The organism is Microcoleus sp. PH2017_08_TRC_O_A, from assembly GCF_020738665.1.
Taxonomy (GTDB): domain Bacteria; phylum Cyanobacteriota; class Cyanobacteriia; order Cyanobacteriales; family Microcoleaceae; genus Microcoleus.
The window spans coordinates 121776-134078 of sequence record NZ_JAEQCE010000020.1; the positions used below are offsets into that span (position 1 = coordinate 121776).

A 12303-nucleotide genomic window follows, 5' to 3' on the forward strand; every position below is an offset into this window, starting at 1 on the left:
CTTAAATATTCTTATTGTAAAACCGTCTTTTGTGAAATTGGTCAGGAAGATAGTAGATTAGCTCGTTCAGGAGGGGTCTAACAACCATGTTGGAGCGCACCCACCATTCCTCGATCCCGCAGACGACATCCAGCGCTCAATGCCTTAAGATCGCCCGCACCAGTTTTGTTATCATTAAAGTCAATGGCTGCAAAAGGGAGATTAGACCATGTTTGCCCTCGTATCACCCGAAAAAATTCAATTGCCTGCGGGTTCTGTAGTGCGCTTACCCGCAACTTGGCAAGAATATCAAAGTTTGTACGATCGCCGAGGAGATGGTTCTATTCCGCGTCTGAAGTATCGCAATGGAGAAGTATTGCTGATGTCACCTTTACCCGTACACGGAAAAGATGCCAACTTAATTGCTGACATCGTAAAAGCCATCCTAGATAGCGATGGGCGGGAATACGATGCGTTTACTCCTATCACCATGACAGTGCCAGAAGAAAGCGGAATTGAACCAGATTATTGCTTTTACATTAACAATTGGCAAGCGGTTTGTGGAAAAAAGCGGATAGATTGGCAAAACGATCCGCCGCCAGATTTAGCCATAGAAATTGATGTCACCAGTTATTCCGACGTACAAGACTATCTTCCCTATCGGGTTCCTGAAATCTGGCTGTACAAGAAGCAGCAACTGTTAATTTATGGGCTGCAAGGCGGAAACTATCAAGTTCAAACTCACAGCCTCTATTTTCCAGAATTAGATTTACAAAGTGCGATCGCCCGTTGTGTAGAAATTGCTTATCAATGCAACACCAGTGCTGCTATCCGCGATTTGAAGCAACAACTAGCTAACCGATAGGCGATAAACGTAATTCAATTCCAGATAAACTCGATCGCATCCGCCTACAATAATAAGTAGTTAGAATCCCAAAATGTATGCCCGTTGTAGCAGTTAAAACTTACATAGAGTATCGGAATGATGCCTATTGGGTTGAAGGAACTCGGATTTCTCTTGACTCGATCGCCTATGCTTTCCAACAAGGACTATCCCCCGAAAGTATTGTTCAGTCTTTCCCGCTGCTGACGCTGGAACAGGTTTATGGGGCGATCGCCTTTTATCTAGCCAACCGCGCTGCAATCGATGCTTACCTAGCCGCCGAAGAAGCTGCATTTGATGCCATGCCTCAACCTCTACAAAGCAGCGATCTAGTTTTGTACAACAAACTGATGGCAGCTAAGGCTGCAAAATAGAAATAGAGAGGAATGCTAAGTAAGAGATGCCCAAAAAAATCAGGGATTTGAAAAGCCTATTATTGAAAGCAGGATTTACTTGTGAGTCTGCTAAAGGGAGCCACACCAAATGGTCACATCCTCTACTACCAGGAAAGCTGACTCTCTCGGGAAAAGACGGCGGTGATGCAAAACTCTATCAGGAAAAAGATGTTGACAACGCTCTCAAGCAATTAGCTGAAATTGAGGAGGAAAACAAATGAACAATCGTTATACCATTATTATTCAGTGGTCAGATGAGGATAACTGCTATGTCGTTAGTTTTCCCGAATGGGGAGACTATTGTCATACCCACGGGGATACTTACGAAGACGCATTAAAAAATGCCCGCGAGGTTTTGGAACTTCTCACTGAATCGACCGTAGCTGATGGTAAACCCTTGCCACAGCCGCAATTATTCGGTCAATTTTTACAACACGCATAAGCATCTCTAAACATCATTAATAAAGATTGTCGCCTGTGGATTACAGACTTCTGCGATCGTGTAACTTTGCATGACAGATGTTATTTCATAGGTTATATCTATTCTAGGCAAAATTGGCACGAATTGGGAGATCGATCGCCACTTTTGTTTTAGCCAACCGCAAATAATCAAAAAAGGTATGAAAATTTCCATACCTTCCTAGTGGAGATTATTTTTAAACAAGTGCTGTTGCTTGCTTTGTTTGTTCGAGATACTGCCGATATTTTTCCTCCGAACCGAAGGAGTCAACTGAAACCGTAGCTTTTGGCATCGGTATCAATGGTGTCTGAACAGGGGAGTATTTGCAGTAGCAAACCACGATCATCTCAAATTCATTGTTCTGGATGGCTCTCAGGTATTCTTCTACTCTAACTACTTCCCAGTCGCCTACGCGGTAATGAGTATCAGCACCAGCTATTTGGGTGTCTTTAGATTCTGTCAGAGTTTGGAACTCTAGCGGCCGATAACCAGGTTCAGGAATCGGTGAATTTGATGAATCAAAATACTCTGCCAGAATGTCGGTTAGCCCTCCGGTGTGAGCTAAAAGTCTGTTCTCGGCACCTTCTTCTTCTGTCCAGTCAGCACGAAAAATAATGTATTTTCTGCCCATTTGTTAATCCTCCTCGTCTTCATCCATGTAGTTAGGAAAACTGGTTTCACCTTCAAATATGCAGGAGTATTTGAGGGTTGAGTCTTTTGTCGGTTTGATTCGTAGCAGTCGCCAGCCGTATTTTTCCTGCATTGCGTAACACCGCCATCGTTCGGTGACGGAGTGGCTTGAGGTGACTTCCTCTGGTTGAGAATTGGTCACAACGATCGTATCTCCATAATGTTCATTTGAATGGTGTCAATGGCAAGGTCATTTAGATTTAGGTTGTTGAGTTCGATAGTCTGGGTGTTGCTGCTTGCGCTCTAAGAGCGTTTTCCGAACGAATGCCAGCACTAAGCTGGGCACACTTCTGAACTCGGAATCAGCCCATTCTTGCAAAACCTCATATTCTTCGGGGTTCACTCGGATGGTGATTACAGGCTTTTTGGAAGGCATTGCTTGTTTGCTCGCATACATTAATACCCATTATCTCTACTCTTTACCTTCAAACACTTGTCCTCGGGTAATACACCTGTCTTCATATAGCTTTAAAAGTTGCTTATGTTAACAGGTGTTACACCTGACATTTAGTATAACACCGCAGCGTTGCGATCGACTCTACAGCTCAAAAACCCAGAATAATTATCAAAAAAGGGGCAACTCGCGTCACCCCTCATCTATTTAACCAGCCGCAAAATTAAACTTCCACAGCAATCTTTTGTTCCGAAGCCTCCGGCGAATTCGCTTCACTTGGCGGCACAACTTGCCAGAACTTCGGCAAATATTCCGACCAATTTGCGAGAATCTTCGCGGCTTTTTTGCTGCCCGTTCGATCGCACTGCATCTCAATCAACTCCTTCAACTGCGCTTCCCCAGCGGCTGTAGAAACCCGCTGCATCTTGACAATCTCCCCGTTGACGTGAGCCGGGAAATTGCCATCTTCATCGAGGAAATAACCCAAGCCGCCAGTCATTCCAGCGCCGACGTTCCGGCCGACTTTTCCTAGGACGACGATCACGCCACCAGTCATGTACTCGCAACAGTGATCGCCTGCACCTTCAATGACTGCTTTCGCCATTGAGTTACGCACCGCAAACCGTTCGCCCGCTTTACCCGCAGCTAACAGGGTTCCGCCCGTCGCGCCGTACAAGCAAGTGTTACCGACGATCGCATTTTCGGCAGCATCATACGTCGCACCAGCGGGCGGTTTGATCGCAATTTCGCCACCGTGCATCCCCTTACCAACGTAGTCGTTAGCTTGGCCAGACAGTACCAGCGTCATCCCCGGTAAATTGAACGCGCCGAAGCTTTGGCCCGCGCTACCTGTGCAGTTGAGGACTATTTCACCAGTAAAGCCTGTGTTGCCGTGTTGCAGCGCGATCGCACCTGATAAACGCGCTCCCACAGTGCGATCGGTATTTACCAATGTTACATTCTTGCTGACAGTGCCGTGATTGCCGATCGCACTTTGAATCTCAACATCCGCCAACAATTCGTCATCCAGCACAGGCCCGTTGGTGTGAATGTCGCCGTGGACTAAGAAAGATCGATCGCCCTTAGTATCCGGTAACTTCGTCAAACAATCCAAATTAATCGCTTGAGTTTTAGTTAGTTTCACCCCATCCCGCATCTTCAGCAAATCCGCGCGGCCGATGATATCTGCGATCGACTTATAACCCAACTTCGCCAACAAACTCCGCACTTCTTCTGCTACGAAATAGAAGAAATTAACCACGTGTTCCGGCGTTCCGGGGAACCGTTTCCGCAAGTGTTCCTGTTGAGTTGTGACGCCCACAGGACAACTATTCATGTGGCAAACGCGAGCCATAATGCAGCCTTCGGCAATCATTGCCACGGTGCCGAAACCGTACTCTTCGCCGCCCATCAAAGCGCCGATAATTACGTCCCAACCAGTTTTGAAGCCGCCGTCAACGCGCAGTAAAACTCGATCGCGCAACTTGTTCTCAATCAGCACTCGGTGAACTTCGGTCAATCCGAGTTCCCACGGAGAACCTGCGTGTTTAATCGAACTAAGTGGAGACGCACCGGTGCCGCCGTCGTGGCCGGAAATTTGAATCACATCAGCATTTGCCTTCGCAACGCCCGCTGCTACAGTGCCGATACCGACTTCCGATACCAACTTCACCGAAACACCCGCTTTCGGATTGATTTGATGCAAGTCAAAAATCAACTGCGCCAAATCCTCGATCGAATAAATGTCGTGGTGAGGAGGAGGCGAAATCAAAGTGACACCCGGTTTCGATCGGCGCAAATAGGCGATGTACTCGCTCACTTTCGGCCCCGGTAATTGACCGCCTTCACCCGGTTTCGCACCTTGTGCGACTTTAATTTCGATTTGTTTGGCGCTCATCAGATACTCAGGAGTTACCCCGAAACGTCCTGAAGCTACCTGTTTGATGGACGAACAGGCTGTATCGCCGTTCTGCAAACCTTTTAAGTGAGGTAGGGTTTGTGAGAAACCGGCCGCGCTCACATCGTTCAGCACATTGTATCGAATCGGGTCTTCGCCGCCTTCGCCGGAGTTGGATTTGCCGCCGATGCGGTTCATTGCAATGGCGAGTGTTTCGTGGGCTTCCGGCGACAAAGCGCCGAGAGACATTCCGCCGGTGGCGAAGCGTTTGACAACATCTGCTACAGATTCGACTTCTTCGATGGGGATGGAAGGGCGATCGCTCGCAAAGTCGAGCAAATCTCGTAAAGCCGTAACCGGGCGGTTTTCTAGCTGTTTTTTGTAAACCTCGTAATGATCGTAAGCCGTTTTTGCTTCAGTGCGAGCGTCCCCGCTCGCGGCGGGAGAGACTTCGGCCCCGTTACCGTTACCGTTAGTATCAGCCTTAAATGTAGCCACAGCCTTGTGCAAAGCCTTGGCCATTTCCGGGCTGTTCATGTGATATTCGCCACCTCGGCGGTACTGCACGAAGCCGAAGTTTTCCAGCTTTTTCTGGAGTAATTCGGGGAAAGCCTGAGAGTGGAAAGACATTACCTCGTTAGCAAGTTCAGCGATACTCAAACCGCCGATTCGAGACACAGTGCCTTTGAATCCCAAATTGAGCAGATCGGCGCCAATGCCGATCGCCTCAAAGATTTGCGCGCCTTGATAGCTAGACAGCAGCGAAATCCCCATTTTCGACATAATCTTCAGCAAGCCGTTTTCTACCGCTGTGCGATATTTAGCTTGAGCCTCAGTGACGGTAATCTTGGGAACTTTGCCATGTTCCATCAAATTTTGAGTTTTGGTGTCAAACCACCAGCCGCGCACGCTTTCCAGTGCTAAATAAGGGCAAACTGCGATCGCGCCGTAACCAATCAAACACGCGAAGTGGTGAGTGCTCCAGCACTGCGCCGTATCCACAACCAGCGAAGTTTGCATCCGCATCCCGACGCTAATTAAGTGGTGGTGAACTGCACCAACTGCTAGCAAGGGGGGAATGTAAGTGCATTCATCACTCAATCCCACAGCAGCAGATTCGCCTTTTTTCTGCGATGGTCGATCGCTCAAGATCAGAATTCTTGCGCCCGATCGAATTGCCTCCACAGCATCTTGACAAAGTTGCTCGACTGCGCTTTGCAAGCCAGCAGGCCCGGAAGTAATTTTGTAAAGAGTTGACAGTTGCTTTGCAGGGAAAGACTTTTGGTCTTTCAAGAAAGACAGTTCACCGTCGTTGAGTACGGGGGAATCAATTTTTAGCAGCTTGGCATTTTCCGGTGTTGCTTGCAGTAAATTGCCGCGCAAACCCATATTCATTGTCAGCGACATCACCATCCCCTCGCGCAGGGGGTCGATCGGCGGATTTGTCACTTGAGCAAACCGCTGTTTGAAATAGTTATAAAGTAACTGAGGCTTTTCTGACAACACAGCTAAGGGAATGTCATCGCCCATGCAGAAAGTCGGTTCTTTTCCAGAACTTGCCATCTCCACAATTACCATATCCAAATCTTCGGCGGTGTAGCCAAAAGCAGTTTGGGTGGCTAACAGGGCTTGCGAGTCGAGGGTTGCGGTTTCGGCAAAAGGCTGAGGTTGCAAGGTTTCGCGGTGTTGTTTGAGCCATTCGCCGTAGGGGTGGCGCTTCGCAATCCGCTGTTTTAGCTGCCAATTTTTGAGAATTTCCTTGGTTTGCAAGTCCACTGCAATCATTTGTCCGGGCCCCAAGCGGCCTTTTTCGACGATATCTGCTTCGGGAATATCGACAACTCCGGCTTCGGAGGCGACAATTACCAAACCGTCTTTAGTAATGCAGTAGCGGGCTGGACGCAAACCGTTGCGATCGAGCGTAGCACCTACTTGCTTGCCATCGCTAAATACCAACAGCGCCGGGCCATCCCAAGGTTCTTGAATACCGCTGTAATATTCGTAAAAATCGACAATTTCGGGATAGGGAACCAAATCCGGCTGATTTTTGTAGGCTTCGGGCACCATAATTGTCAGCGATTCCAGGGGCGATCGGCCGGAGTGCACCAACATTTCCATCACGTTGTCCAAGTTTGCCGAATCGCTGCTTTCGGAGTTGACAATGGGATTGAAGGTGTCGATGTCGGCTTGACTCCAATTCGGGTGAGATAAATTCGCTTGTCGCGCTTTCATCCAGGTAATATTGCCCAACAGCGTATTAATTTCGCCGTTGTGTCCCAGCAAGCGCATGGGTTGGGCTAGGTGCCAGCGGGGCATGGTGTTGGTGCTGAAGCGGCGGTGATAGACGGCAAAGGCGCTTTTATAAGCGGGATTTTTCAGATCGAGGTAAAATTCTCCGAGTATTGCCGATCGCACCATGCCTTTATAGACGATCGTGCGGGAAGAAAAAGAGCAACTATAAAAGTCTTGGCGGGTGAAGCCTGGGCGATCCGATAGCGAGTGTCCGATCGTGCGGCGGGCGAGAAATAACTGTCTGTCGAGCTCATCTCCGGCTAAGTTTGGTGAACTTACAATGATTTGTTCGATTTGAGGTTGATTTTCCCGTGCTTGCGGGCCCAAAACCGACGGTACAACGGGAACTTTCCGCCATCCCACCACAGTGAAACCGCGTGCTTTCACAACTTCCTCAACCACCTGCCGCGCGGTATTGGCTTGACTTTCATCTTGAGACAGAAACATCATTCCTACCCCGCAGTTTTCCTGTGGTGGAGGCACAATTCCCTGTTCGGCAAACCAAGTATGCAACAATTCCCAAGGAATTGCAGTCATCAAACCTGCGCCGTCGCCAGAATCGGAGTCTGCACTGCAACCGCCGCGATGTTCCAGACAAGTTAAGGCTGGGAGGGCTTTTTGAATAAGTGAGTGCGTAGCTTCGCCGCTTTGATTGGCAATAAACCCCACACCGCAGGCATCTCTTTCTTCCACTAACCAGTTTTGGCCGGCAAATGGAGTTCCTCGCTCAGTTTGATGCACGTTGCTGTTTAGATCGATCGTGTTACCCATGTTGATTGAATGTTATTTCTGTGATTGTGTGGTTGATTTGTTTTTATAGCTCGGAGAGAGAATGCTGCCGAGCGGTGGGAGTCTAGTAAATCTTAAAACAGCACATAGCAAGCTGATTCGATAAAAATTTACGTAGATGCTTCCTGTACGTAACGCGGAAACCCTGTTTGGAGATTTTAAATTATCTCGATCGAATCGCTTCGGAGATCTCTGGCAGAATACGCTGCTGTTAACAAGCAGCGATCCTTTGAGGAATTGCTACCCAGCAACTAGATATATTGGGGGCGATCGAGTTTTTTGCGTGTTTTTTCCTGAGTCCGCTCGATCGCCTTGCAGCGAACATCAGTAAATAGTAACTTTAGCTTTATTTTGTTCACTGCGGTGTTTAGTTGCTTTCGTCAGCGCCCCAGACATAAAAGACACCTGCTCGCGGGCGTGAGTAGGTGCAAGTAGTGTTGTAGCAGCGAGGCTCACAACTAATTAAACCCTGCCTTAATATTATGCAACTAACTACAGCCAACTACACAGCCAAAGAAATTAAGATTATTCAATAAAATTAGATTTTTTTACCGTTGTGCTGTATTGCAGGCATTTTTGAAGGTTAATGGTTTTAGGTTTCCAGAATAAAAAAATGCACATTAGACAAAAACGGCTAGTAGCAGCTAACAGAAGGCGATCGAGTGTTTGGCCCTGGATATTGTCAGTGTCGATTTCGCCCGTACTGGCGACGATCCTTCTGTACTCAGTCTGGAATCAACCTGCAACAGCCCAAGAGAGTCGGAGTGGCACAGGCATCTTGCCTGTGGCCTCTGGGGGCATCTTGCCTGTGACTGAGGGCGGGCTAGAAGCCCACCCCACAAAGAAAGGCTTGATAAATGGTGACACAGGCATCTTGCCTGTGGCCTCTGGGGGCATCTTGCCTGTGGCCTCTGGGGGCGGGCAAGATGCCCACCCCACAAAGAAAGGCTTGATAAATAGTGGCACAGGCATCTTGCCTGTGGCCTCTGGGGGCGGGCAAGATGCCCACCCCACAAATAGCTTGATGGATAGTGGCACAGGCATCTTGCCTGTGGCCAAAAATAGTGCAAAGTCTGAGTTAAAACTAATGACTCAATCTATACCACCAGTTGCCACAATCAAACAAGGCCGCCAAGTCTCTCTCAACGGCCGGATCATTCCCTTAGCTTGGACTCAACAGCCAACAAACAGCAATTCTGCGAACATCCGAACTTGGATTGCCGACATTGGCTTAATGCAATCTGCCGGAGTAGATTTGCTGTCCACCGCCGACAGTACCAAACAACCTGTACAGTGGTTTTCCGTATCTTTAAGTAATGCTCAAAGTTTGAGGGCGCGATCGACTGGTGCGTATCGTTACTTAGATATTACCGATTTTGCTAAACTTGCCGGCTGGCAAATATCGATCGACAATAATCTCCTAAAAATCACCACTCAACCTGCGAATGTCACCGGAATTCGGCAAGCAGCCAGAGAAACGGGCGATCGCATTGTTCTAGATCTCGATCGCGCCGCCCCGTGGCAAGTTAACTTTGTGGATACACCCAGCCCATCACCAACAGACGACCCCACAAAACCCGCTATCCCTTTGCAGGTCAGCCCCGTAACACCAAACCTCGAAACACCAGACGACCCGACAAAACCAGCATTCTCGCAGCCGCTAGCACCCATACAGGCGATCGCCAGTCAAGAATGGTCGATCGCGATCGATGCCAAAGTCGATCGCACTTTGGGCGATCGCATTTTTGCAACCAGTCAGCAATTGCGATCGCTAAAAATCGAACCTGCGGGGAATCAAACCAGAATCAAAGTACAAATTCCCTTAGGTTGGCGGCCGCAAGTTTTCAGTTTAGGAAATCCCCATCGATTAGTAATCGACATTCGCCCCGACTCGTTAGTAGAAAAAGACATTGCTTGGGCGGCGGGAGTTCGATGGAGACAACAGTATCAAAATTTAGGAACAGCGCGTTTCCCGGTATATTCCTTAGAAGTGAATCCGCGTCAATCCGGCATCAAAATTCGACCGTTGTTGAGCAATCCGCCGACAGAGAAAGGTAGTGCACCTTTATTACAAACAGCGGAACTTTCGGGAACGGCTGCTGCAATTAATGCCGGATTTTTCAATCGCATCAATCGACTAGCTTTAGGTGCGATTCGGCGGGATACGAAATGGCTTTCCGGGCCGATATTGAATCGCGGGGCGATCGCTTGGAACGATCGAGGCGAATTTGCGATCGATCGTTTGACTTTGCAAGAAACTTTAATAACTTCTGCGAATCAACGTTTATCTATTTCTCAGTTAAATAGTGCCTACGTGGAATCTGGAATCGGTCGTTACAATCCCGATTGGGGAGGGACTTATACTCCGTTTTCCGACGATGAAATAGTTGTCACAGTTGCGGGCGATAGAGTTGTCAGTCAATCCCCCGGAGGTGCCACGGGAAAAACCAATTTTCCAATTCCAGGGAACGGTTATATTTTAGCTTTGCGTTCCGATTTGTCTCCTGCATCCCAATTGCTAGCAGGAAATTTATTGCGTTTAGAAACTAACACAATTCCGGCTAATTTCAACCGCTTTCCCTACATTCTCGGTGGCGGGCCGGTGTTGGTACAAAACAGTCGAGTGGCTGTGGATGCGAAGGCGGAAGGCTTTAGCGATGCCTATGTTCGACAGACGGCGATTCGGAGTGCGATCGGGCGAACTGCTGCGGGGAATTTGCTAATTGTAGCGGTGCACAATCGCGCGGGCGGGGCCGGCCCAAATTTCGCGGAACTGGCGCAGATATTGCAGCAAATGGGTGCTGTGGAGGCTTTAAACTTGGATGGGGGAAGTTCGACAAGTTTGTATTTGGGAGGCAGTTTGCTCGATCGCCCGCCGTCTACTGCTGCGAGAGTCCATAATGCGATCGGCATTTTCATCCAACCATAAATCAATCAAAAAAAGGTTCGATCGTTCGGACTTCATATCAAATCCGGTAGCATGGGAATTGTTAATCTCTCTATTCTCTCTGTGTCCTCTGCGTTCTCTGCGGTTAAATCATTCCGATGCAACCGGAAACGATATCAGTCCTTCTTTCTGAGGACTCAAGTCCTGACTGCAAACTTAATTGGCGATCGCACCAACAAACCTTCGCAAAGTTGTAGCATAGCGATCGCCAGCGACCTCCATTAAATCGTTGTGTCCGGCGCGATCGACCCAAAAATTAAGTTTCGGCTGCTTAGCAGCCGCAAAAAGCTGCTCTGGGTGCCAAAACGGCACCACCCGATCTGCCTTACCGTGAATTACTAAAACGGGCGATCGTACTTTACCAATTTTATCAACATTCACAAACTTATCAAATGGCAAAAGCGGAATCTGCGTCAACACCCGAAAAACCGAAACAAACGAACTTTCAACCACCAAACCGCCCACAGATTGCCGCGAAGCCAAATCAATAGCCGGCCCGCCACCAACAGAACGTCCGTACACAATAATCTGCTTAGGCGGAACTCGCAACTGTTCGGTTAAATAACCGTAAGCCGCCGAACTATCGCGATAAACATTATACTCAGAAGGCTTTCCCTGACTCGTACCGTAACCTTGATAATCGTAAGCAAATACAGCAAACCCGCTATCTCGAATCTCTCGCAAAACCGACCAAATATATCCCAAATCCTCTGCATTGCCGTGACTGTAAAGTATGGTATATTGGGCTTGGGGGTTCGGAAAATGAACAGCAGAAATTTTCAGACCATTAGCTGAGCTAAGTTTAATGATTTCGCTGGTATCCTGGTAGCCAGCAGCGGGAGGTTGAAAAATCAACCTGTCTGAAAAAAAGACTGCGTAAAGACACAGAAAAGCGTAGATAAAAATTATAGAGCTAAAGACTCGTTGGACAGAGAATTCCCCGAAAAGTAAAAGGTTCATATTTTTTTTATTCCAATTTGCCATAACTCAATGCCCATAATTTAATAAGATTTAATTGAGACTTTGTTCATTGCGAGAAAAAACATGGCACTACAATACCCCGATGACCTAAAATACCTAGACACTCACGAATACATCCGACTCGAAGGGGAAATAGCCACGATCGGCATCAGTTCCTTTGCAGTTGACCAACTCGGTGATATTGTGTTTCTAGATTTGCCTGAAGTCGGTGCAGGGTTGGAAAAGGGCGAACCATTCGGTACAGTCGAGTCAGTGAAAGCAGTTGAAGACTTGAAAGCGCCTGTGACTGGTACAGTCGTAGAACGCAATGATGACATTATAGAGTCTCCCGAAAACTTGGCAGAAGATCCCTACGGCGCTGGCTGGTTTCTGAAAGTGCGCGTTGACAACGCTAGCGATGCGGATGATGCTTTGTCGGTTCAAGACTATCGCAAAATGGTAGAAGGGGAGTAGGGCATGGGGCAAACAGGGCATGGGGCATGGGCCAAACAGGGCATGGGGTTTGAAACTGTAACTTAATTTATGGACAAAGCTACCCATCCTTGACTATTTGGGTAGCTTTGTCCGCAACTCGGGCGATCGCACGAGACTATTTG

12 protein-coding genes are annotated in these 12303 nt (G+C 48.1%); 7 read left to right on the forward strand and 5 right to left on the reverse strand.

Annotated elements, in window-relative coordinates; all coding sequences use genetic code 11:
* The first annotated feature begins 208 nt into the window (after positions 1 to 208).
* The 4 genes from JGK22_RS08770 to JGK22_RS08785 all read left to right on the forward strand — a co-directional run bounded on the left by JGK22_RS08770 (position 209) and on the right by JGK22_RS08785 (position 1699).
* Positions 209 to 844 carry a Uma2 family endonuclease gene (locus JGK22_RS08770; protein WP_293184487.1) on the forward strand — a complete coding sequence of 212 codons (636 nt, stop codon included), beginning with the start codon at positions 209 to 211 and terminating at the stop codon, positions 842 to 844.
* 77 nt (positions 845 to 921) lie between these two features.
* A complete protein-coding gene (locus tag JGK22_RS08775) occupies positions 922 to 1236 on the forward strand; it encodes a DUF433 domain-containing protein (RefSeq protein ID WP_293184485.1) in 315 nt (104 codons plus the stop codon).
* 26 nt (positions 1237 to 1262) lie between these two features.
* Complete coding sequence (locus tag JGK22_RS08780; RefSeq protein WP_293184483.1) at positions 1263 to 1478, forward strand: type II toxin-antitoxin system HicA family toxin; 216 nt, start codon at positions 1263 to 1265, stop codon at positions 1476 to 1478.
* Complete coding sequence (locus tag JGK22_RS08785) at positions 1475 to 1699, forward strand: type II toxin-antitoxin system HicB family antitoxin (RefSeq protein ID WP_293184481.1); 225 nt, start codon at positions 1475 to 1477, stop codon at positions 1697 to 1699. The genes JGK22_RS08780 and JGK22_RS08785 overlap by 4 nt, the downstream gene beginning before the upstream one ends.
* A 214-nt stretch (positions 1700 to 1913) precedes the next feature.
* Here the strand turns inward: JGK22_RS08785 and JGK22_RS08790 are convergent, their stop codons facing one another.
* The 4 genes from JGK22_RS08790 to JGK22_RS08805 all read right to left on the reverse strand — a co-directional run bounded on the left by JGK22_RS08790 (position 1914) and on the right by JGK22_RS08805 (position 7761).
* The gene (locus JGK22_RS08790; protein WP_293216691.1) at positions 1914 to 2348 is read right to left on the reverse strand and encodes a hypothetical protein; all 435 of its coding nucleotides are present in this window, start codon (positions 2346 to 2348) and stop codon (positions 1914 to 1916) included.
* Positions 2349 to 2351: 3 nt separating this feature from the next.
* Positions 2352 to 2549: a hypothetical protein gene (locus JGK22_RS08795; protein ID WP_293184477.1), complete on the reverse strand. Its 198-nt coding sequence runs from the start codon at positions 2547 to 2549 to the stop codon at positions 2352 to 2354.
* 48 nt (positions 2550 to 2597) lie between these two features.
* Positions 2598 to 2804, reverse strand: coding sequence for a hypothetical protein (locus tag JGK22_RS08800; protein ID WP_293184475.1), 207 nt, complete (start codon positions 2802 to 2804; stop codon positions 2598 to 2600).
* A gap of 220 nt (positions 2805 to 3024) precedes the next feature.
* Positions 3025 to 7761: a glutamate synthase-related protein gene (locus tag JGK22_RS08805; RefSeq protein WP_293216694.1), complete on the reverse strand. Its 4737-nt coding sequence runs from the start codon at positions 7759 to 7761 to the stop codon at positions 3025 to 3027.
* 136 nt (positions 7762 to 7897) lie between these two features.
* Here JGK22_RS08805 and JGK22_RS08810 point away from each other — a divergent pair, with 136 nt between their 5' ends.
* Both JGK22_RS08810 and JGK22_RS08815 read left to right on the forward strand, forming a co-directional pair.
* A complete protein-coding gene (locus JGK22_RS08810) occupies positions 7898 to 8110 on the forward strand; it encodes a hypothetical protein (RefSeq protein ID WP_293184470.1) in 213 nt (70 codons plus the stop codon).
* A 282-nt stretch (positions 8111 to 8392) separates the two neighbouring features.
* Positions 8393 to 10708: a phosphodiester glycosidase family protein gene (locus JGK22_RS08815; RefSeq protein WP_293312706.1), complete on the forward strand. Its 2316-nt coding sequence runs from the start codon at positions 8393 to 8395 to the stop codon at positions 10706 to 10708.
* A gap of 174 nt (positions 10709 to 10882) precedes the next feature.
* Here the strand turns inward: JGK22_RS08815 and JGK22_RS08820 are convergent, their stop codons facing one another.
* Positions 10883 to 11710: an alpha/beta hydrolase gene (locus JGK22_RS08820; protein ID WP_293198061.1), complete on the reverse strand. Its 828-nt coding sequence runs from the start codon at positions 11708 to 11710 to the stop codon at positions 10883 to 10885.
* A 60-nt stretch (positions 11711 to 11770) separates the two neighbouring features.
* Here JGK22_RS08820 and gcvH point away from each other — a divergent pair, with 60 nt between their 5' ends.
* Positions 11771 to 12160 carry a glycine cleavage system protein GcvH gene (gcvH, locus tag JGK22_RS08825; RefSeq protein WP_293184463.1) on the forward strand — a complete coding sequence of 130 codons (390 nt, stop codon included), beginning with the start codon at positions 11771 to 11773 and terminating at the stop codon, positions 12158 to 12160.
* The last annotated feature ends 143 nt before the right edge of the window (positions 12161 to 12303 follow it).